Origin of the sequence: Bacteroides gallinaceum (genome assembly GCF_030373775.1) — a bacterium.
Lineage (GTDB): Bacteria > Bacteroidota > Bacteroidia > Bacteroidales > Bacteroidaceae > Phocaeicola > Phocaeicola excrementipullorum.
In genome coordinates this window covers 14,820-37,430 of record NZ_JAUDEN010000015.1, presented here as the reverse complement: position 1 = coordinate 37,430, position 22,611 = coordinate 14,820, and the positions used below count along the sequence as shown (strand labels likewise).

Genomic DNA, 22,611 nt, shown 5'->3' with positions numbered 1-22,611 from the left:
TGTTACCAATCGGATTCGAGTCCGTTGATACCCATTTCTCTCAGTGTCTGTTCAATTTTCGGGAAGAGTGATTTCAATCTTTTGTGGCTTCCGGACTTTGATATGCCCAGTTCTTGTGATATTTCCCGGAAGCTCTTGTTTTCAAAAAAGACTTTCTGCAATAACAGCCTGTGTGCAGGCGACAGTTGCTGGATAACGACCTCTATGATGCGGTAGATTTTTTCTTTGTGTTGCTGTTCTTTCCTTTCGTCATAATAGAGGGCTGGAAGACTGTTTATGTCACAGTCAATCATTTGCGGAGCTTTGGCCCGCCTTCTGAGATAGTCATTGATCATGTTGACGGTGATTGTTTTTACCCATTGTTTGAATTTGCCTTGTTCGGTGTATGAAAGCAGCAGACTCTGAAATATCTTGATTTCGATTTCCTGCATGAGATCCATTTGTTCTTCGTGGTTCAGTATGACATTTTGAATCAGTCTTCTGATTAATGGTTCATAACGTTTGTGCAATGCTAGTGCTGCCTTCTGCGATTGGGTCTGGCGATAAGCTTCTATAAGCATATCGTCACGAAGATGCTCTGTCTTTTTCATATTATTAAATTTGTTGGCAAGAAAATATCTTGCGTTGGTTAAAAGTTCTCCAAATGTACATGATATGGATGATAAAGCCAAATTTTGGAAAACTTTTTTCTTGGGAAAAATTGTTTTTTTATGAGGTTATACAAGATTCGGATTTTTTGTCTGTAGATTTAGGTCTTCAGGAACCGGCATGGTGTCCGGCTGTTGTTTTCCGGGATAACACTCCAGAACCGACCGTGCGTGAAGTTTGCCGTTATCCGTTCGGGAGTTCTGGAGTGTTGTTCAGCTTTATAAGCTCTGAAGCATACGCTTCAGCACAACTGTTGCAGATATTTCGCGATTGGCGGCTTCCGGAATCACCAATGACGTGGGAGCCTCAATCACGCTGTCTGTCACGATCATGTTGCGGCGGACCGGAAGACAGTGCATGAAGAATGCATCGTTTGTAACCGCCATGTGCGCGTCGTCAACCGTCCAGCTCATGTCTTTGCTGAGCACTTTGCCATAATCTGCCGGATTTGTGACTCCCGGGCATGCCCAGTTCTTCGCATAGATGAAGTCGGCTCCTTCGAACGCCTTCATCTGGTCGTATTCGACTTGTGCCCCTCGGACGAATTTGGGGTCGAGTTCATAACCGTGCGGATGAGTGATTACGAAGTCCACATCGGCTTCATTCATGAAGTCGGCGAATGAGTTTGGAACGGCTTGCGGAAGTGCGCGCGGATGAGGCGCCCATGTCAGCACAACTTTCGGCCGGTCTTTTCTCTTGTATTCTTCAATTGTAATCAGGTCGGCGAATGCCTGGAGCGGATGTCCGGTGGCTGCTTCCATCGAGAATACGGGCTTGCCGGAATATTGGATGAACTGGTTCAGTATTTTTTCCGTATAATCGTCTTCGCGGCTTTCGAAACGCGCGAACGAGCGCACGCCGATGATGTCGCAGTATGAGGCCATTACCGGGATGGCTTCGAGCAAGTGTTCGCTCTTGTCACCGTCCATCACTACGCCCCGTTCCGTTTCCAGCTTCCATGCGCCCTGGTTCACGTCCAGCACAATCACGTCCATTCCCAGGTTGCGTGCCGCTTTTTGTGTACTCAGGCGGGTGCGCAGGCTGTTGTTGAAGAATATGAGCAGACAAGTTCTGTGTTTGCCCAATGCTTCATACTTGTAGCGGTCTTTCTTTATTTCGAACGCTTCCGCCAGTGCGGTCTTCAGGTCTCCCAGGTCGAAGACATTTGTATAAGTTTTCATAGAATGTATATTAATTGATTCCTTGCTTGCAAATATACGATAAATATTCTTTTTCCGTTGGTAAGTGTTTATAAAAATTCATCTCTTCGGCTGTTTATGGACGGATTTGTCCGTTTCCTTCAATCAGCCACTTGTAGGTTGTCAGTTCGCGCAGTCCCATCGGGCCGCGGGCATGGAGCTTCTGTGTGCTGATGCCTATTTCCGCTCCTAGACCGAACTGTGCCCCATCTGTGAATGATGTGGGCGCATTTACATAGACACAGGCCGCGTCCACGGCTTTCTGGAAGTAGCTGCCCGTAACATTGTTTTCGGTGACGATGCTTTCGCTATGTTTTGAGCCGTATGCGTGGATATGCGAAACGGCTTCTTCTGCACAGCCAACGGTTTTGACGGACATTTTGTAGTCGAGAAACTCGGTTCCGAAACTCTGCTCGTCCGCATGCTCCAGCAATTCCGGCGGATAATTCCCTTTCAGTGCTTCCCATGCGTGCGGGTCAGCATAGATGACCACATTGTTCTTTTGGAGCGGCCGGCACAGATCCGGCAGGTCTTGCAGGCGGTCTTTGTGTATCAGCAGGCAATCGAGCGCATTGCATACGCTGACCCTTCGAGTCTTCGCGTTGTTTATGATGGCAGCCCCTTTTTCTGCATCTCCGTCCTTGTCGAAATAGGTGTGGCAGATTCCCGCTCCTGTTTCGATGACCGGAACCGTTGCTTCTTCGCGCACAAACTTGATCAGTCCTGCGCTTCCTCTCGGAATGATCAGGTCTACGTATCTTTCAGCGTGGAGCAGTTCTGCCGTGGCTTCATGAGAAGATGGGAGCAATGCTACCGCCGAAGGGTCAGTCCCGAGCCGTTCCAGCACGCGATGTATCAGCGCCACGATAGCTCTGTTGGAAAAGTCGGCATCGCTTCCTCCTTTCAGGATACACGCATTGCCGCTCTTGAGGCATAAGGAGAAGACATCGAAACTCACGTTCGGCCGCGCCTCATAGATGATTCCGATCACTCCGAAGGGCACGCTCACTTTTTTCAGGCGGAGTCCGTTCGGACGTATCCTGTCCTCAAGGATGATGCCTGCGGGTGAGGGCAGAGCCGCCACATCGCGTATGTTCGAGGCTATTTCGATGAGGCGCGCTTCGGAAAGTTTCAGCCGGTCGTATTTTGGGTTTTCCGGATCCATCCGCTCGAGGTCTTTGCGGTTGGCCTCCAGCAGTTCCGGTATGCAGTGTTCCGTTTCGTCTGCCAATGCCAGCAGGATGCGGTTCACTTCATCAGAGTTCATCATTGCCAGCTTCCGTGAAGCGGCCTGAACGCTCCTGAAGATTTCATTCAGTTCCATTTCGTTTGGTTTATGTTTCAACTTGATACAAAAATACAATATTTGGGAACATATTTCTGCGTTTTTGCATAAAAAATGCAGAATAATTGCGGATTTTTGTCTGGAAGCGCATGTGAAGTGTTCCGGCAAGGATTCTCGTCTGCCGGTGTAAAGTTTTCCTGTATGATGGGATAAATTCTACGGTCCAAGTGCTGGACTGTATAGTCCACATGTGTGAACCGTATAGTCCAGTGGCTGGACTATACAGTCCAAAGGCTGAACTGTAGAATCTGCGTGGCATTCCAGGGCTGACGCATTAAAAAGAATATTGATTATTAAGTACTTATTATTCAGCATGTGCTGATTTTATAGGTAAAAAACAGCCTTTTTATCAGGCTTTAGTATATCTCTAAATATCAGATACTCTGAATATCAATGACTTTAGTAATGCGTCAGCCCTGCGTGGCATTCTTGCTTTGTTTGCAGGGGAGGGATGAAATAACTTCGGGTCTGTTGTTCAATCTTGTGTGGAAAAACAATTGTTATCTATTGGCTGTATCTTTTGATTTTTGGGAAATACATTGTATCTTTGTCAAAAAATGACAAATATGCTGTTTGCAGAAAGAATAAAAGCGGCAAGAGATTCCTTGCAGTTGTCACAAAAAGAGGTGGCTAAAGCCATTGGGGTAGATGTGCCTATGTATAGCCGGATTGAGCGGGGCCAACGCCCTGCTAAGCGAGAAGCAATACCTGCTTTGTCTAAACTGTTAGGCCTTGATGAGTCAGAGCTGCTAAAGCTATGGTTGGCAGAAAAGGTTTACAATTATGTTGTTGATGAAGAAGATGCTGAAAGTGTTTTGTCAATTGTGGCCGAAAGCATTGTTGAATATAAGAATAAGACTAAATGACACAAAGAATAATAGACTTCGAGAACCGGAAAGTGAAAGAAGCTTGTGGCGAAACCGTTGGCGTTGGATTATTTGCTCCGAACATGCCTCCCGATATGCCGAAAGACATGGAAACTATTTCTTCATTAGTCCACCGTTCATTGATAGAAGATATGATATTTACGTTTTTTGTATCAAAGGGGATTGGTGTTGAAGAGGCGGAGAAACTGTTGGGCCTGGGTTTTGTCATGGCGAAGGAAACGCATGAATTTATAGACTGGATAGCTGGAAATGACATTCCATCATTGTGCGAATGTTTGCATGTGTCTTATCTTAATTCTTCATTTATATACCGGAACAATAAGGTAGAAAGAATACGCTCAAAGAGTAATCTGATAGAAACTGGTGCCGTATATACACAAACGAGCATAACGGATGAGATTGTGTATAACACACTTGAGCACTATAATGTATATGATGACATTTGTATATTGGATTTCGCATGCGGAACAGGACGTTTCTACGATTCAATTGTGAAATGCTTGCATGAGAAGTATGGCATGCAGCCAAATGATTCGGTGCTTAAAAACATCTGTGCTGTAGACATTGATGTAAATGCAGTGAATATAACTCGTTTAAAAGCAGTGTCTTATCTGGACAGGATATGTGCAGACTCTTTAGAAGCGGTCAGCAAGAGGGTTTTGTGGCGTAATGCACTTATGGATGACGGCATGTTTTCAGATTCTTTAAAAGGTTTGTCATTTCAAGATTTTGGAGGGTGCATGGAAAAGTTCGATATTATCGTTTCAAATCCTCCGTATCTGGTTCTTAAGCCTAACAAGAAAAAAATAGCGGATGAAAAGGGAAACAGACTCATGCAGATGGTCAACTACTTCAGGAAGTCTGGGCTTTACAATCATTCCATTGAGGGAATGCTCAATCTGTATCAGTTGAGCATTGAACGTATGCTCGGTTTTTTGAAGCCTGACGGCATGATGGGCATAATCTGTCCTTCCACACTGTTTGCGGATGTTTCTGCATCAAAATTGCGTAAACACCTTTTGCTGAAGAATACTATTTTGACCATTAAAAGTTTCAGCGAGGCTGCACAATTGTTTGAGAATGTCACTCAAGCCTCCAATATTTTTTATATGAGAAAAGGTGGAAAGACAGACAAAATAGAAATTGCAGTGGGTGTGGAAAGGTTTGAAGTTGAAATAAGCCTTATAAAGCAACTGTTTGGGAATAATATGGAAATACCGCTGATATCCAAACAAGGATGGAATGTACTTAAAAAATTGTCTTTTTGCCAGCCTTTACGGAGTTACCATAATATCCGCAATAGGCGTGGAGAACTCGACTTAACTTTGTCCAAGCAATATATCACGAAAGAGATAACTCCATATAGGCTCGTGAGGGGCAATATGATTGGAGCAGATGGCATTAAAGGCGGAAGCCAAGAATTTGTGCAAGAAGATTTTCTAAAAACTCGATCAAACGACTACATTACCAAAGATTTCAACAAAAGAAGGCTGATATGCCAGCAAATCTCTAATGGTGGTCAGGGTCGCCGCCTGAAGTTTGTCTTTTGCGGAGCGAGTGATATTCTCGGTAACTCATGCAACTATATTTCTTCAGACTATAGTACATTGCAGAAACTGTATCTTCTGCTTAACAGCAGCCTTCTCAACTGGAGGTTTAAAGTCACAAGTTCAAACAATCATATCAATAATTATGAACTGGATGAACTGCCTCTTGTTAATCTTGATTTGGTGGATGATAAATTTGAATATACAAGTCAAGAGAAGCTGGACGCATACATCGGTAGCTTATATGGCTTAAGCGCCGAAGAAATCAGATATGTTGCGGTATGAAATTATACAACCACATTGCATTTAAAATGGGGAAGCATGAGGCGGAAATCGCTCCTCATATTCCGGAAGGGGGAAATTGGAAAGACATTCCCCTTACGATATCGGATGCGCGATTGACAAACATACGTGCGTCGGGTGGTCGCACCACATATTATGGACGGTTGAGCTGGGATGAGCCGAGCTATACCATTGCTACTTATTTCAATCGGGTCGGGAATGGGTGTAATCTGCATCCAAGCCAATGCAGGGTCATGTCAAACAGAGAAGCTGCACGTTTGCAATCTTTTCCGGATGATTTTGTGTTCAAGGGTTCTGTCGCGTCACAGTATAAGCAGATTGGGAATGCGGTGCCGCCGTTGTTGGCGAGAGCCGTAGCCTGTTTAATAAAGCCGCATTTAAACAGTTATAGTTTCGTTGATCTGTTTGCCGGTTGCGGAGGCTTGTCTGAAGGATTCATTATGGATGGTTATAGTTTGGTGGCGGCCAATGAACTTGATAGAAGCATTATGTCGACATATGCGTACAATCATTCCCGGTATACTTCTGAAGACAACTTCATTGTCGGTGACATAACCCTTGATGAAACGAAACAAAAGTTATTGATGGCGTGCGGTAGACGTAACATTGATGTGGTAATTGGCGGGCCTCCGTGTCAAGGCTTTTCTTATGCCGGATGGCGTGATCCGAACGACAAACGAAATCAATTGTTTAAAGAATTTGTTGAGATGGTTGAGAGATTAAAGCCTAGTTTTTTTGTTATGGAGAATGTTCCGGGTATCTTGACTATGAGAAAAGGTGAAGCCATGAAAGAGATAATTCAGGCATTTGCGGATGTCGGTTATTTTGTGAATCAGCCGATAAAATTAAACGCGGAAGAGTTCGGGGTTCCGCAGCGTCGTAAGCGTGTGTTTATTATAGGTTCTAAAGATGGTGTAATTGTCAATGCGCCTTCTCCCTTGTTCCGATTGCCTGATAACTGCAAAACAAGACGGAAAACGGTTCAGGCAAACGCAAAATTACCTATAGCAATGTCTGTTCGAGATGCAATCGAATCGCTCCCTGCGTTGGACAATGGGGGAGGTTATCCCGAAATGGACTATAATCCGTCTGTCGTTCATCCATACGATAGGTTGATGAGGCGCGAAATCACATTTGAAGAATTTTATAATATGTGTATTGCCCAATAAATGCGATTGAGTGGAGGGGCTCAGCTACCCTCTCCGCTCAATCTCCGTTTTCAACATAATCACATAATTTCTCTATTGTGTCGTTAAGTTTGGCCTTGGCTTCTGACATTTTTTTATCATTCAGCAAACCGATAATCTGATCGGTCTGTTCTTGAATATCTTTCCTGTCTGTATAAAAAAGAACTTTTCTGTTATCTTTTTTACTGAAATCTCGTAATGATTCAAAAGCGATGCGTATGTAACGCTCCTGATTTTTGCGCTTGTTTTTGCTGGTTAAAGGCTTCTCTATTATTTGTAGTTCCTCTAACTTCATCGGGTTGAAGTTCTTGAAGCGATAATCATAAAGGGAATACTCGGGATGTAGATATTGCATCAACAACTCATTTCCGCCTTTCTCGCTTATAACTGAAAACAACTTTAAGATATTTTGGTGGCACTTTGCCATAATGGAACTTAGTTTCTTGGCGTCATCATCACTGTTGGCGTTGAATTTACATTTGTCCCAAATGTATTTAGCATGCCAACTAACAACAGTTTGGCCGTTGTTTTCCAATTGTATCAGTTTCTTTACATCGCTAAGGGTAAAGCGGTTATTCTTCGCGGAATTGCATGAGGCGCACATGGGAGCAAAGTTTGTGCTATGGCAAAATCCCAGTGAAATAGGACCTATATGGTCTGGTGACATTTGTGCCATTTGTTTGCAAACAGGGCATTCATACCTGACAGTGCATTTATGAAATTCTCCCATCAGTCTGTTGGCGAGATTGTAGTTTCCGTCAGCCCATTCTTCATATGCCCGTCTGTCCTGTGTATAGGTCTGCATATTATCTTTGTGTCTGCCTTTGTCCGTTCTTTCACGGCAGCATAATCCGTCCGAATGAAAGCCGTCAAATCGGTCTGGACAATTGCTCATAACTCCGGGCGATAAATACTTGCTTTGTTCGCTCTGTGCCAATCTTTTGATTTGCTCTATTAAATCCGTTTTGTTTGCGTAAGATGTCACGCCAAAGAGTGCAGCGATGTATTTTAAGTCTTTTTCTGTGTTGAAATGATGTTGGACTATTTCCATAATTGTGCAAGAAGTCTGTTCAACGTTGATGTCGTAGTCCTTTTTGAGCTTTGTCAAAAGCAACTTTGAAGGGTAAACAGCATAAATGCTCAGTTGCTTTCCACAGCATTGGCAAGTATGCATCTTAGTAGGATGTAACAACCTGGCTATAATAGCATAACATCCTTTTTGGATAGGTATGTCATGTTGCTTGCATTTTTCGTTCCACCAATTAGTCCGTGCAATACCTTGTTTAGACTTGCCGGCAACAACCCATTTGACGCATCCATTTTTCCCCCTTTCGTATGGTAGACCAGCATAATTCTTATGATTGACAATATATTCTGTATATGCTTTAAAATTGTCATTCCAACTTCTATCATTATTATTGTTCATATCGTTTTGATGTTTAAATAAAACGTGTTTTCATGAATAGGCTGAATGCAAAATTAATGATTCAGGCCAGAATGCCTGTCGTTCCGTTCAATTATTTGCAATTAATAAGAGAATGTTTAAACTTTAAGTCACTACTGTCCACTAAAAATGGACAAGGTTAAAAATTAAATAAATTCGGTTTACTTGAATCATATCGGTCTTTGACATTTTTGAAATTCGATTTGTCAAACAAGTCACTGAGATGTTGTTTTATCCGTTTGAAGAACAGTTCAACACTCCATCTGTTTCGATAAAGCGATGATATTAACTCCGCAGATGCGTCAAGATTGTTCGTCAGGAAGATGTATTGTGTACCGTCTTCAGGATTCTCCACGATGAGTTTTCTAAATTCCCCGGGGTAATCCTTAGAACTTTTATAAGCCGTAAGGCATCCGATTGCATCCGAAACTACACCTTCCGGCAATCTTCGTTTCCAGGTTTTAGGCTTGATCCGTATGTTTGTTTTGGTTCGCACGACGAAGAAAGCACCTATACGATTTGTCGTATGAAGGTTGCTGAAATCGTTATACCCGCAGTCGAATATGTAATGTGCTCCTGATTCGTATGGAGTTTCAGGCATAGCCTTTGAATCGTGAATATTAGATGGTGTAACATGCACAAATGCAGGAACTTCCGCTTCAATATCGTAGAGCGTATGCAACTTTATTCCGCCTTTATGTTTGCGAAATCTAGCCCACTCAAACACTGGCAGGCACAGATCAATCGTTGTAGAGTAAATAGCTGACCGAACGTCATTGTAAACTGTTGGTTCCAACAGGTATAGCTCTTGATATACTTGTTGCCATTGTATTTCTTCACAATGTATTTGAATTTCTCGTAATCAAGGAATTTCACTAATTGAGAGAAAACATACTCGTCTTTAAACATAACGGTCTGATTTTGACCGCAAAGTTAAATTCACGTTTCGGGAATATCAAATCGCTTATAACAAATTGAACTTCAATAATTTCAAAGAACTTCTATGGCTTTTTAGTGGACACTAATAATATTTTCCATATAGAGAGCTGATGTAGCTTTCTTTCTAGCCTTGTTTGTAGACTTATAGTAGTTATAGCTATTTATATGAGCGAATCAGAAGGAATTTTTATTAACTGTTTTACCTTTGCCTGCGAAGTTAACAGGCATCATAATGCATGATTTTTGATCAGTTTGTGACGAAGGAATCTTCATACTTTCCGATATATGCACTGCACTGTCCGGATGGTTAAACATTATCCTTGTGGTTGCGGAGCACGTCAAGATACCAGTCTACAAGCTTGCAGTCTTCGCCTTGTTTTTCCAAATGCGCTTTGTCCGATGTCTGTTCTGCATGCAGTATCATACAGTCCCGACGTGCTGAAATTTAAGAGCGGAAATCAAAAAGCAACCTCTGTCGCATTTGATCTCCGCCTACAAAAATCATTTTATATGAACGATAAAAAGAAACACCGGAAGCGGTGCTTCCTGAATCGCAACATGCAAAAATAATGATTTCTCGAACAATAACAAGGCTTATTGGGTTTATTTTAAATGAAAGAGCCGTGGATTGAACGAGAAAAACAGAACGGAATGCAAAAAGAAGAACTGGAAAATCATTATTTTTGCATCAGTATGCTCCAATCATAAGGACATCCAGTATTGGGATATTGCATGTCGCGCGAGATGTGGTGGACAACAGCTGTTGCTGGAGAAATGGCTCGTCAAAAAAACTTGATTGGGCATACGAATGGTTGAAGCATAGCAGTACAGAACTTTCTGATGTATATGAGGCAGCAGGTTTCAATAACCGTTCGTTCAAGCGGCTGCTCAGAGTGTTTCCGAAAGAGATTGCAATAAGGTATAATATAAAAAGAAAAGAAGATGAAAAAGATTTTGATTGTGTCGGGACATCCCGATTTGAACGATTCGTTTGCCAACAAGACCATATTGGAAGAAACAAAGCATTTATTGCCAGAGGCAGAGTTTGCCTATCTGGACAAGCTGTATCCGGATTTTCATATTGACGTGAAAGCAGAACAGGAGCGACTGCTTCGTGCAGACATTATTGTGCTGCAATATCCATTATTCTGGTATAGTGCGCCTTCGCTTCTGCACCGCTGGGTGGAGCAGACTTTCACGCATGGCTTCTCTCATGGCAGCACAGGAGATAAATTGAAAGGCAAGCAGATTGTCCTGTCTTTTACCTCCGGTGCACCCGAAGATATGTACCGGTATGACGGTCCGCAGCACTATCCCATTGATGATTTCCTTCCTGCATATAAGCAAATGGCAGATTTGTGTGGACTGCAATGGTGTGGCTACATCTATAGCGGAGGCCTTTCGTATGCCAGCCGCCATGATGAAGCAGAGCTGGCCCGGATGAAAGCGAAAGCAGTTCGCCATGCACATTTGCTGGTCGAAAAATTGAAAGGAATGGCGTAAAATTGTGTGTCGGAAAAGTAGAAGTTTCCAACACACAATAAGGGCAGCTTGTTTCAGAACTTGATAGAATGTTGCTTTATTGGAAATGTAATCCGGCAACGAAAAAAACTCGGCCTGAAGAAGCGATTGTTTGAAAACTTTTCTTATCTTTGAAAATAAGAAGCAGGGTATATGCTCTGCTTGGTTTATTAAATTTTCGGATTATGAGAGCGAATGATTATGACTCTTTGGTTGAGGTTTTCAGAGGGGATCTCTGGGAGGCCGAATTGGTAAAGGGCTTGCTGGCTTCCGCCGGCGTGGATGCCATGCTGAAGGATGAAAGCTTGTCGGTTGTAACTTCTCCGTATGCGGGCATGGGGGGAAGCGTGCGGGTGATGGTGAACCCGGAAGAAGAAGTTTATGCCAAAAAGGTTGTAGCGGAAAGAAAGCCATGAGTAAATTCCTTTTTCTTCTTGCGGCTTTTCTGCTGTCTGTCCCTTGTCGTTCGCAAGAGTTGAAGTCTGTCGTGTGGACCTCGTTTGATGTGTCGTTCAAGGCTCCCTCCGATATGGTTGTGGAGGAAGATTCTTCGGAAGGATATGCTGTCGGCAACTCTACCTACTATATAACTGTGGAACTTCTGGAAGGTGAAGGCATCAGGCGGGCGGAACTGGCTGGCGAACTGAAGGCCATAGCTGCGGACGATGAGGTGACAAAGCAGACACCGGTTGTGTCTTTTGATCTTTCTCAGTTCCATGGAGTGTATCTGAAAGGGATTTGCGGATCTGACCGTTGTGTCTACAGTTACCTTCTTGCCAAAGATGGCAGTTGCGGGTTTTACGTTTCGATTGTTTACAAGGATGCGGATGATGCGCTTCCGGAAACAATCTTGCGGAGTTTTGCCTTGAAAGACTGATCCGGCCGTTCGCGGGTGTCTTGCCGGATAGATTTTATAAATTTTGCTAAAAGATAGCGTTCTTTTATGCCGTATTTCGTATTTTAGTTTGCAAATTGACTGAAATATGAAAAATACTCATTGTTTACACATAGGCGTCGGTATGCTGTTTTTTCTTTTTGTCATTTTTTCATTGTCAGGATTTACGAGAGCAGGCGATGAAAAGCATTCAGAGCAGGACGTGGTGCAGTATAGCTGCATAGAAGTTCCCGAAAGTATTGTATTTTGCGGCACGGCTATTGATCTGACCCGTTTTGACCGGCGTGAGCGGATGGATCGTGAACTGATGGCATTTGCTTATATGCATAGCACCTCTCTTCAGATCATCAAGCGTGCAAACCGTTATTTTCCTATTGTCGATCCTATATTGAAAGAATATGGAGTTCCTGAAGACTTCAAGTATCTGATGGCGATTGAGAGCAATGTCAATCCGCTGGCTCGTTCGGTTGCAGGAGCGGCTGGCCTGTGGCAGTTCATGCCGGGCACAGCGAAGGAGTTCGGACTGGAAGTGAACAGTCATGTGGACGAACGTTATGATGTGGAGAAAGCTACCCGTGCGGCCTGTAAGTATCTGAAGCAGGCTTATGCCCGCTTCGGCAACTGGGAAACGGTAGCAGCATCGTATAATGCGGGGCAAGGCAGAATTTCGCGGCAGCAGGACCGGCAGTATGCCGAAAACGCACTTGACCTTTATCTGGTTGAAGAAACGGCGCGTTATGTGTATCGGATATTGGCCGTGAAAACAATGTTGGCCGCTCCCAAGAAGTTTGGTTTCCGTTTGCGGGCAAGCGATTTGTATCCTCCTATCCCTTATCACACGGTGAAAGTGACGGGACATATTGAAGATCTGCCCAGATTCGCAAAATCGCAGGGAACAAATTTCAGTCTGCTCAGAAACATGAATCCTTGGCTGAGGGATTTCTCTTTGCCTAATCATGGGAAGAAAGAATATGTCATTCGCATACCTGATAAGGAAGAAATGCATTATAATCCGCGGGTTATTGTCCCTTATGACAAGAATTGGGTGGTTGAATGACGAAAAAATGTCCTGCTGGGAATAGGAAACGTCCTATATTTGCAACGCTTAATTTTTTATATTTTATAACCATCTATTTATAAACCATGAAAAAACAATTAGTTCTAGGCATCTTTGGCGCTTGTTTGCTTTCTGCAAACGCTCAAAGTTTCAAAGAATGGCAAGATCCGGAAATCAATGCGGTGAATCGTGCGCCTATGCATGCAAACTTTTTCGCTTATGAGAATCTGGAGAAGGCGGGGAAAGCTGTAAAGGAAGATTCTGAGAATTTTATGAGCATTAACGGCATCTGGAAATTCTTCTGGGTGGCCAATGCGGACGCTCGCCCTACCGATTTTTGGAAAGTGGGTTTCAACGACAAAGGATGGGATGATCTGCAAGTTCCGGGTGTATGGGAGCTTAACGGGTATGGCGATCCCATTTACGTGAATACGGGTTATGCATGGAGGAACCAGTATGAAAGCAACCCTCCGTATGTGCCGGTCGAAAAGAATCATGTGGGTTCGTATCGGCGCGAAATCATGGTTCCTGCCGAGTGGAAAGGAAAAGATATCATTGCCCACTTTGGTGCTGTCAGTTCAAACATGTATCTTTGGGTGAACGGAAAATATGTGGGCTACAGTGAAGACAGCAAGCTGGAAGCTGAGTTTGACTTGACTCCTTACTTGAAAGCAGGGCAGAAGAACCTGATCGCTTTTCAAGTGTTCCGCTGGTGTGACGGCTCATATCTGGAAGACCAGGACTTTTTCCGTTATACGGGGGTAGCTCGCGACTGTTATCTGTATACTCGTAACAAGAAACGGATTGACGACATTCGGATAATTCCGGATCTGGACAGCCAGTATAAGAATGGTTCGCTGGCCGTAAACCTGAGCTTGAAGGGGAATGTGAACGTTGAGCTGGAGCTCTTGGATGCACAGAACAAAACCGTAGCATCTGCTTCCGCAAACGGTTCCAAGAATGTGTCGGTGACTATGAATGTGGAGAATCCTAATAAATGGACGGCTGAAACTCCTTATCTTTATACTTTGCGCGCAACTGTAAAAGAAGGAAATAAGGTGAGCGAAGTGATTCCGGTCAAAGTAGGGTTCCGCAAAGTTGAACTGAAAGGCTCTCAGGTTCTTGTAAATGGACAGCCCGTTCTGTTCAAAGGGGCTAACCGTCATGAGATGGATCCCGACGGCGGTTATCATGTTTCACGCGAACGCATGATTCAGGACATTCAGCTCATGAAGCGTTTCAACATCAATGCTGTGCGTACCTGCCATTATCCGGATGATAATTTCTGGTATGATCTGTGCGACAAGTATGGAATCTATATGGTGGCTGAGGCTAACATCGAGTCGCACGGGATGGGATACGGTGACAAGACGCTGGCAAAGAATGCTTCCTACAAGAAAGCGCATCTGGAGCGCAACCAGCGTAATGTGCAGCGCAGTTTCAATCACCCGAGCATCATTTTCTGGTCATTGGGTAACGAAGCCGGGTATGGACCTAACTTTGAAGCTGCATATGATTGGGTGAAGGCTGAAGACTCAAGCCGTCCGGTGCAGTATGAGCAGGCACATCAGACTGGAAAGACAGACATTTTCTGCCCGATGTATTATGATTATAAAAACTGTATCAAGTATTGTGAGGATGACAGCAAGACCAAGCCGCTGATTCAGTGTGAATATGCTCATGCCATGGGTAATTCTGAGGGAGGCTTCAAGGAGTATTGGGATCTGGTACGCAAATATCCGAAATATCAAGGTGGATTCATTTGGGACTTCGTTGACCAGTCTTGCCGCTGGAAAGGCAAGGACGGGGTGATGATCTATGCTTATGGCGGCGATTTCAACCGTTTTGACGCCAGCGACTTCAACTTCTGCGACAATGGGCTGATCAGTCCTGACCGTAAGCCGAATCCGCACATGTATGAAGTGGCTTATTACTATCAGAACATCTGGACAACTCCGGGAGACTTGTCTAAAGGTGAAGTGAAAGTGTATAACGAGAATTTCTTCCGTGACCTTTCGGCATACGCTATGGAATGGGAAGTGCTGAAGGACGGCAAGGCTGTGCGCAGCGGACGTATGGAAAATCTGAATGTTGCTCCCCGTCAGACAGCTACTGTAAAACTGGATTTGGGACAGACCGATGGGGAAGGCGAATGGCTGCTGAATGTGAGATATATCCAGAAGAATCGTGAAAACCTGATTCCGGCCGGTCATGTGGTGGCAAAGGATCAGTTGGCTCTGACTGAATACAAGGCGCCTTCGATGGACTTCCCCAATGTGGTTGGAAGCAACGAGGTGGCCATAGTTCCCGAAGTAAATGCGGACAACGTCAATTGTGTGGAGATTACGGGGAGCAATTTCAATATTCAGTTCAATAAATATACCGGCTATATGGATCGGTATACAGTGAATGGGGTTGATATGATTAAGGAAGGTGAAGCTTTGACACCGAACTTCTGGCGTGCTCCGACTGATAACGATTTTGGTGCCAACTTGCAGAACAGGTTCCGTGCATGGCTGAATCCGGGGCTTAAGCTGGAATCCATCAAACATGAAACGGCTAATGGGCAAGTAACCGTTTCTGCTGAATATGCAATGAAAGGCATTTCTGAAGCCACAAAACTGTATCTGACTTATGTCATCAACAATCAGGGTGCTGTAAAGGTTACCCAGAAGATGGTGGCGGATAAGAACGCAAAGGTATCTCCGATGTTCCGTTTCGGCATGCAGTTGGTTATGCCGAAATCTTTCGAGAAGATTTCATTCTACGGACGTGGTCCGATAGAGAATTACAGCGACCGCAATCATTGTACGGATCTTGGCATCTGGAACCAGAATGTAAGCGACCAGTTCTATGCTTATATCCGTCCGCAGGAAAATGGCAACAAGACTGACATCCGCTGGTGGAGGCAGATGAATGATGCGGGCAACGGTCTGGAATTTGTTTCAGAGGCTCCTTTCTCGGCTTCTGCTCTGCATTATACCATCAGTTCGCTCGACTCGGGACCTTACAAACGTCAGGAACATTCGAACGAGGTGAAACCTGCCGATCTGACGAATGTACTGATCGACAAAGCTCAGATGGGCTTGGGATGTGTAAACAGTTGGGGTGCATGGCCGCTTGATGAATATGTGCTGCCTTACGGTGATTATGAATTTACGTTCATTATGACTCCGATCCAGAGCAGTATCAGTATTCTGTAATGTGAAAGAATTGAACACAGAGGTGCAAGCACAGCGTTCTGTGCTTGTAGCTCTGTGTTTTGAACTTATATTCGGGCATTTGCTTTTCTTTTTGGGGTGGAAAGCATTTGCTTGTCTGTTTTTATTTCCTAATTTTGCCTTTTTTAAAGGCATGTTTGTATGAAGGGCAGAATTGCGGAACTGGATTTTTTGAAATGCATATTCATCTTGCTGATGATTGTGTTTCATCTGGCATACATTGGCGACAAATATCCTTATGCCAAGTCTTTGGTCTATACATTTCATATGCCGGCTTTCCTGATCATATCGGGGTATCTGATGAATGTGGAAAAGGAAATTCGTCCGTTTCTCAGGATGATTGTCTGGATTTTCATACCTTACGCAGTGATGGAGAGCGGATATGTGATTGTGTCATCCGTGCTTCCGGTTCGTGGCGGCATTGATGAGTTGGGGTGGGGAGTATGGCTGGAGAAGCTTTTCCTGCATCCGGTAGGGCCTTATTGGTATTTGCATACTTTGATAGTTTGCGGATTGACCTATTATGTAGCATTTCGTCTTTTCCGTAACCGGAGAAACTTGATCTCATTCTTTATCATTCTTGGTCTGCTTTATGCGGCAGAGGCTGCATGGGCTGGAGTGGTTTCTTTGCCTAATGCTTTTTATTTCCTTGCAGGAGCCGTTTTAAGGCGCACTTCTGTTGGGTTCTGCTCTTTTTTCAGGCCGTCGTTGTGGGCTGTGCTTCCGTTTGTCTGGCTTGCCTCTGATATGTCGAATCTTGACAGGGCGCTTGTTTCGGGTGTTTTGCTGACATATTTGGCTGTCAGCTTGTCACTTGTTTTGTATCGCTGCTTGCCGGAGAGGTTTGCCCGTGCTGCCAATTTTATAGGGGCAAACACTTTTATTCTTTTGGTTTTTTCTCCTATATTTACCATGCTTGTCAAACCGCTTGTGCCTGTTTTTTCGTTTGACTCTTCTGGCATGCTTTTTCTGGCTGTATCGTTGGCGATAACAGTGTCAGGATGCTTGGGTATCGCCTGGTTGATGGATAAGCTTCGTTTATCGCCCTATTTCTGGGGAAAGGCAAGGATGATCCAGCGCTCTTGTTGAGATTTCGCGACAGATTGTCAGTTTGCATTTTCATTGGCACTCTGTTTGTAGGAAGTATAGTACATCTTGATTAAACAATTAAAAAAACATACAATTATGATTTCAGAAAAATTACAGAACGCGATTAATGACCAGATCAATGCTGAAATGTGGTCTTCCAACTTGTATCTTTCAATGTCTTTTTATCTGCAGAGTGAAGGATTCGACGGCTTTGCATCATGGATGAGAAAGCAGTCGCAAGAGGAATTGCAGCATGCTTATGACTTGGCAGACTATGTGGCAAAACGTGGAGGCGTTGCTAAAGTTGATAAAATAGATGTTGTTCCACAGGGCTGGGGCAGTGTGCTGGAAGTGTTTGAACACGTATATAAACATGAATGTCATGTTTCTGAACTGATTGACGAACTTGTCAATGTAGCTTCGGGCGAGAAAGACAAGGCTTCTCAGGACTTCTTGTGGGGCTATGTCCGCGAGCAGGTGGAAGAAGAAGCTACTGCGCAAGGTATTGTTGAGAAGTTGAGAAAATGCGGTGACGGTGCGGGCATCCTTTATTTGGACGAACAACTGGGCAAGTCACGCGCTTAAAATCAGGTTATTTGAATAAAGAATCATCCTGCGGTTTGTTGCAGGATGATTTTTTTTGTTCTGATGTCTGTTGGTCTGTCATAAATTTTTAACTTTGCCCCAAGTTATAACTTTTAATGATTGCTTGGAAATGGGGGATATTATTTTACGGGGATGGAACTGGTGCAAGCGTATCTGCCACCGGAAAGGCTATGGCGTACATTCTCCGTCAGATTTCTTTTTCATAACAAATGTTGTTTATGAACAACAGCCTTTCTATGCTTATAGCTCTTTGCATCATTTGCGGAGAGTTGTGGCCTTTTTGCCCCATTACCGTGAGAAAGTGGACAAGTTTCTTTTCCGGCTTGTGAACTATCTTCAACCGTCTGTTCTTTTTGAAGTGGGGACAGGAAGCGGAATAAGTGTGAGGTATATGCTTGAGGCACGGAATGAAATGTCGGTTTACACGTTTGCAGAACAGTGCCAGGAGGCTGTAAAACGCATCTTGTCTGCCAAGCCTGCGGTGGAATATCTCGAAGGCAGCTGGCAGGAAAAAGTGAAGGAACTGACAGGAAAGGGAGTTGTACCCGATCTGGTTCATATTGCTTATACGGCGGATTATGAGAAAGTATTTGAAGAGCTTCTTCCATTTGCCGGACCGAATACATGCTTTATAATAGGGAAGCCATATTTGAATGGCGAGAAGAAGCGGTGGTGGCAAAGTGTTGTCAGGGATCCGCGCACGGGAGTAACTTTTGACCTGTATGATATCGGCATTGTGTTTTTTGATAAAAAACGGGCAAAAGAGCATCGGATCGTGAACTTTCTGTAGAGTTTTCAGGTTGTATCGGATATGGGAAAAAGTAAGATTTATACGAAGACTGGCGACAAAGGCACTACTTCCCTGGTTGGTGGGGTGAGGGTGTCGAAGACTCATGCCCGTCTGGAAGCGTATGGTACGGTAGATGAACTGAACTCGTTTCTGGGTATGCTGGCCGTGTCTGTAGATGATGTTGAGACGGAAGTTCAATTGCGCAATATACAGCATCGCCTGTTTGCCTTGGGAGCTTATCTGGCAACCGACCAGAACGAAACGGATTTGCATGTGACTGGTATGGTGGCACCGGAGCATGTTGCTTTTTTAGAGCGGGCCATAGATGATATTGATGCGTCATTGCCTCCGTTGCAGGGATTTATCTTGCCGGGAGGAAACCGGGACGCTGCTTTGTGTCATGTGTGCCGTACGGTTTGCCGTCGGGCTGAGCGGAGGATTCTTGAACTGGAAGAAAAGGGCGTATGCGAGATAGACGGGAACGTAAAACGTTTTATTAACAGATTGTCTGATTATTTGTTCATTTTGGCAAGAAGATTGAACTGTTTAACAAATAAAGATGAAATTTATTGGGATAAAAGTTGCAAATGAGATATTTTGTTATACATTTGTGGCTCAATAATTAGAATGTGAAACTTTAAAATTTAAATATCATGTATTGGACATTGGAATTGGCCTCTAAGCTTGAAGATGCTCCTTGGCCGGCAACAAAAGATGAACTGATTGACTATGCTATGCGTTCGGGTGCTCCGCTGGAAGTTATTGAAAACTTGCAGGAAATGGAGGATGAAGGCGAAATATATGAAAGCATTGAAGATATTTGGCCTGACTATCCGAGCAAAGAAGACTTCTTTTTCAACGAAGAGGAATACTGATAGCCTTCGGACTAGTCAAACAATTAAACACCAACGCGATGAACAAAGATTATTTGTTTGTCGCGTTGGTGTTTTATGGTGTTTTATAGTGCGGTTTGTTTGTCTAAAATACATTACCATTGTTTCTCCTCATGAATATTGAATTGGGAGGAAAAGCATATGGGAAGACCGAAAAGACTATATCCATTGGGCAAATACCGCCTTCGCACGCCGAAAGTGGTTGACAAGGAAAAAGCCTATCCTGTCGAGTTGGAATACACTTGGAACGGGCAGGTAATCCGTAAGACAACGAATGTCTTTGTCAAGGTTGCGGACTGGAACTAGAACGGCAACCAGGGACGGGGTGAAATACGTGCAAGTCATGGTGCTGAATCCAAACGGCTTAACCAGTTATTGCTGGCACGTGTTGAACGTATAGATTCACAACTTGCCGAATATAGCGAAAAACATCCTAATCAGATAACCGCTGATGTCGTATTCGGCTTTCTTGCGGACAAACCGTTTGCACGTCGTGATCAAGGAAAGGACTTCGTGGAGTTTACATTGGAACGTCTTTCTTCAGACTATGCAAGAAACAGAATCGGAAGGAGCCGGTATGAAAACGGAAAGAGCTGCATGAATATATTCCAGACATTCCTGAGGGCTACCCGACAGGGAACCTATCGTTCTGACAGCATTTATGTAGGCGATATGACTCCGGAGTTGTTAGACAGTTATATATCGTGGCGCAGGGAAATCAAGCAGAACAGTGATGCCACTATCAACCACTCTCTGACTCCGATATTAAAAGCATGTGCATACGCCTGTGAAATGGGCATGATGGAACCTGCCGTCAATGCAAGGATTCAGGATATGCGCATTGTAACTAAGGTATCGCTTTCTGAAGAAGAGGCAGAGTTTGACGGCAAAAGTTTCAGTAAGGAACAGATGGCGGCATTGCTTGAATATTACAAGACTTGTACTGAACCGCGCAGAAAAGAATTTTGGAAATGTTCTTCTTTGCCTTCCATGCCTGTGGACTCCGTGTAGTGGATGTGATGACATTGCAGTGGGGCCATGTCAATTTTGAGAAGAAGGAACTGAGAAAAATCATGATTAAGACGAACAATCGCCATGTAATTCCTCTTACGGAACCTGCTTGAATATTCTTCACCGGTGGAACGTGCCGGATGTCGGTATGTATTCAACTTAGTAAAGTATGATCTGGATCTTGATGATGCTGAGGCTCTGTACAAGTCCCGTAACAATGCAACGAAATGCATCAATCAGTCGCTGGCGGTTGTCGGAGAACAGATAGGGCTTCCGTTTACCCTCTCAATGCATTGTGCAAGACATATAAATTCTTCTTATTCATTGAAAACAAGAAACTTACAAAGATTGTCAGTTTGACAGGTAACGACTTGGAAACAACTATTCGTTCCAAATGTAAATCATTATCTATCAGTTGATCGTGATAAGTTGTTTTGATGATAGGTAATGGATTTGTAACGTGCTAACTTCTGTATTCTTCATCGCTTTGAAGTGGGGTGATTAGCTGAGGACAAAGATACGGCTTTTTCTTGAAAAACTCAACATCATACACAAATTTTGATAATCCACAGATTAAGCCTACCTATATGACTCCTATAACACGTAACGCTTGGAATTTCTATTTTAATCAGTATATTTGTAATTTTGCTACGATATTTTATATTATATTTGGTTGTATGCCGTTTTGTTTGTATCTTTGCACCTAAACAAGATAAAAACATCAAGTATGATAGTAAACTTCTCAGTTGAAAACTTTTTCTCCATTAAATCGGCTCAAAAAATTAGTTTTGAACCCACATCAGATACTTTTATGTCTGATGAATATTCGTATGAGGTTAAAGAGGGAGTCAGATTGCTGAAGGTAGGCATCATCTATGGCGCCAACGCTTCCGGTAAAACTAATGTATTAAATGCCATTGAGTTCTTCAGAATGTTGGTTTTGAGAATGCCTAAAGACCGGAATGAGAAAACGGGAGTTGTTCCTTTCATGCTGGACGATACTTCAAGAAATGGAACAACAAAGATGTCGATGGTATTTTATATCAACCAATCGAAATATATTCTTAGTTTTGAATTAGATGCAAAGTATATTCATTCTGAGACATTGGTCGTTTATGATTCTATTCGCCCTACCAAGTTGTATAATCGCAGTTATGATGCCGCGACAGATTCCACATCCATTGAGTTTGGTTCAAACCTGAAAATGTCACGGAAAAGCCAAGAAGTAATTTCCGGGAATACAATCAATAATTGCAGTGTGCTTGCCGCGTTTGGCAAAAGCAATGTGGAACGGACAAAGTTGAATGATGTGTACGATTACTTTGCCAACCATGTAAAGGATGTATTAGCTCCTGGCATGTTGCTTTCTGGGTATGTCAAATCACGATTGGATAAAGACGAAACTGGAGATTTGAAGAAATTCATTTTAAATTTCTTGAAAGCATCCGATTTCAACATAGAAGATGTGGTGTTGCACGAAGAAGAAGAGTTGATTACCCCTGAATTGGAACAACTGATTCAGAATGCGCCTATTGACAAAGAGGCCAAAGCCGAAATGCTAAGGAGGGGTAAAATCACAAACGCGGCGCTGACTTTCAAGCATAAGGCAGGCGATAAAGTATATGATTTGTCTGAAGAATACGAATCCAATGGTACGATGAGGTTTTTGGGAATGGCAGTGATTCTGAATTTCTTGTTAAAGACTAATCGGTTTGTGCCTATTGACGAAGTAGAGACAAGTATTCATTACGAACTGCTGGCTTATTTCCTGAAAGTATTTTTAGCAAACAGCAATAGGCCGTCTCAAATGCTCCTGACAACGCATGACATTAATCTGCTTAACGAAGATTTCATTCGACGTGACACAATATGGTTCACTGATAAAGACGAATTGGGCGAGACCCAAATAGTGCGCCTTTCTTCTTTGGGATTGCACAAAAATCTCTCCCCTTACAATGCCTACAAGCAAGGAAAGTTAGTAAAATTGCCGTTCCTTGGTAGCCAATACATTAACTTAAACGACCAATGA

Annotated in this window: 19 protein-coding genes and 2 pseudogenes; 15 read left to right on the top strand and 6 right to left on the bottom strand. The window is 43.5% G+C overall.

Going from position 1 to position 22,611, the window contains the following annotated elements; all coding sequences use genetic code 11:
* Nucleotides 1–2 precede the first annotated feature (2 nt).
* The 3 genes from QUW60_RS09450 to QUW60_RS09440 form a co-directional block, all read right to left on the bottom strand.
* Nucleotides 3–590 carry an RNA polymerase sigma factor gene (locus tag QUW60_RS09450; RefSeq protein ID WP_258336725.1) on the bottom strand — a complete coding sequence of 196 codons (588 nt, stop codon included), beginning with the start codon at nt 588–590 and terminating at the stop codon, nt 3–5.
* A gap of 276 nt (nt 591–866) precedes the next feature.
* Nucleotides 867–1,829, bottom strand: a complete 963-nt coding sequence (locus QUW60_RS09445; RefSeq protein WP_258336724.1) for a Rossmann-fold NAD(P)-binding domain-containing protein — start codon at nt 1,827–1,829, stop codon at nt 867–869.
* Nucleotides 1,830–1,923: 94 nt separating this feature from the next.
* Nucleotides 1,924–3,171, bottom strand: coding sequence for a glutamate-5-semialdehyde dehydrogenase (locus QUW60_RS09440; protein WP_289560086.1), 1,248 nt, complete (start codon nt 3,169–3,171; stop codon nt 1,924–1,926).
* Between the two features lie 587 nt (nt 3,172–3,758).
* Between QUW60_RS09440 and QUW60_RS09435 the strand changes: the two genes are divergently transcribed.
* The 3 genes from QUW60_RS09435 to QUW60_RS09425 are packed head-to-tail and all read left to right on the top strand — an operon-like array spanning nt 3,759 to nt 7,098.
* A complete protein-coding gene (locus QUW60_RS09435; protein ID WP_258336713.1) occupies nt 3,759–4,058 on the top strand; it encodes a helix-turn-helix domain-containing protein in 300 nt (99 codons plus the stop codon).
* Complete coding sequence (locus QUW60_RS09430) at nt 4,055–5,911, top strand: Eco57I restriction-modification methylase domain-containing protein (RefSeq protein WP_289560082.1); 1,857 nt, start codon at nt 4,055–4,057, stop codon at nt 5,909–5,911. Before QUW60_RS09435 ends, QUW60_RS09430 begins: the two co-directional genes overlap by 4 nt.
* Entirely contained in the window at nt 5,908–7,098 is a 1,191-nt protein-coding gene (locus QUW60_RS09425; RefSeq protein ID WP_289560080.1) for a DNA cytosine methyltransferase, read from the top strand. The genes QUW60_RS09430 and QUW60_RS09425 overlap by 4 nt, the downstream gene beginning before the upstream one ends.
* A 37-nt stretch (nt 7,099–7,135) precedes the next feature.
* Here QUW60_RS09425 and QUW60_RS09420 read toward each other — a convergent pair whose 3' ends face one another.
* The 3 genes and pseudogenes from QUW60_RS09420 to QUW60_RS09410 form a co-directional block, all read right to left on the bottom strand.
* Nucleotides 7,136–8,542, bottom strand: coding sequence for a restriction endonuclease (locus QUW60_RS09420; protein ID WP_289560078.1), 1,407 nt, complete (start codon nt 8,540–8,542; stop codon nt 7,136–7,138).
* Between the two features lie 157 nt (nt 8,543–8,699).
* Complete coding sequence (locus QUW60_RS09415; protein WP_289560076.1) at nt 8,700–9,356, bottom strand: IS4 family transposase; 657 nt, start codon at nt 9,354–9,356, stop codon at nt 8,700–8,702.
* Between the two features lie 11 nt (nt 9,357–9,367).
* Nucleotides 9,368–9,469 (bottom strand): annotated as a pseudogene (locus QUW60_RS09410) (DUF4372 domain-containing protein); the annotation flags it as partial.
* 972 nt (nt 9,470–10,441) lie between these two features.
* Here QUW60_RS09410 and QUW60_RS09405 point away from each other — a divergent pair.
* From QUW60_RS09405 to QUW60_RS09345, 12 genes and pseudogenes are all read left to right on the top strand, one after another.
* The gene (locus tag QUW60_RS09405) at nt 10,442–11,002 is read left to right on the top strand and encodes an NAD(P)H-dependent oxidoreductase (RefSeq protein ID WP_258336708.1); all 561 of its coding nucleotides are present in this window, start codon (nt 10,442–10,444) and stop codon (nt 11,000–11,002) included.
* A 203-nt stretch (nt 11,003–11,205) separates the two neighbouring features.
* Nucleotides 11,206–11,436: a DUF2007 domain-containing protein gene (locus QUW60_RS09400; protein WP_258336707.1), complete on the top strand. Its 231-nt coding sequence runs from the start codon at nt 11,206–11,208 to the stop codon at nt 11,434–11,436.
* A complete protein-coding gene (locus tag QUW60_RS09395; RefSeq protein WP_289560073.1) occupies nt 11,433–11,897 on the top strand; it encodes an amidohydrolase family protein in 465 nt (154 codons plus the stop codon). Before QUW60_RS09400 ends, QUW60_RS09395 begins: the two co-directional genes overlap by 4 nt.
* Nucleotides 11,898–12,039: 142 nt before the next feature.
* A complete protein-coding gene (locus tag QUW60_RS09390; protein ID WP_289560147.1) occupies nt 12,040–12,972 on the top strand; it encodes a lytic transglycosylase domain-containing protein in 933 nt (310 codons plus the stop codon).
* Nucleotides 12,973–13,058: 86 nt separating this feature from the next.
* On the top strand, nt 13,059–16,175 hold the full coding sequence (gene lacZ / locus QUW60_RS09385; protein ID WP_289560071.1) for a beta-galactosidase, LacZ type: 3,117 nt from the start codon (nt 13,059–13,061) through the stop codon (nt 16,173–16,175).
* A 159-nt stretch (nt 16,176–16,334) separates the two neighbouring features.
* Nucleotides 16,335–17,282 carry an acyltransferase family protein gene (locus QUW60_RS09380; RefSeq protein ID WP_289560069.1) on the top strand — a complete coding sequence of 316 codons (948 nt, stop codon included), beginning with the start codon at nt 16,335–16,337 and terminating at the stop codon, nt 17,280–17,282.
* 96 nt (nt 17,283–17,378) lie between these two features.
* Nucleotides 17,379–17,867, top strand: coding sequence for a ferritin (locus tag QUW60_RS09375; protein WP_258336703.1), 489 nt, complete (start codon nt 17,379–17,381; stop codon nt 17,865–17,867).
* Between the two features lie 130 nt (nt 17,868–17,997).
* A complete protein-coding gene (locus tag QUW60_RS09370) occupies nt 17,998–18,678 on the top strand; it encodes an O-methyltransferase (protein WP_289560066.1) in 681 nt (226 codons plus the stop codon).
* A 21-nt stretch (nt 18,679–18,699) separates the two neighbouring features.
* Complete coding sequence (locus QUW60_RS09365; protein ID WP_289560064.1) at nt 18,700–19,269, top strand: cob(I)yrinic acid a,c-diamide adenosyltransferase; 570 nt, start codon at nt 18,700–18,702, stop codon at nt 19,267–19,269.
* Nucleotides 19,270–19,331: 62 nt separating this feature from the next.
* Nucleotides 19,332–19,553 carry a DUF2795 domain-containing protein gene (locus QUW60_RS09360; protein ID WP_002558131.1) on the top strand — a complete coding sequence of 74 codons (222 nt, stop codon included), beginning with the start codon at nt 19,332–19,334 and terminating at the stop codon, nt 19,551–19,553.
* 159 nt (nt 19,554–19,712) lie between these two features.
* Nucleotides 19,713–20,909: pseudogene (locus QUW60_RS15110) on the top strand (tyrosine-type recombinase/integrase); the annotation flags it as partial.
* 400 nt (nt 20,910–21,309) lie between these two features.
* A complete protein-coding gene (locus QUW60_RS09345; RefSeq protein ID WP_204970477.1) occupies nt 21,310–22,611 on the top strand; it encodes an AAA family ATPase in 1,302 nt (433 codons plus the stop codon).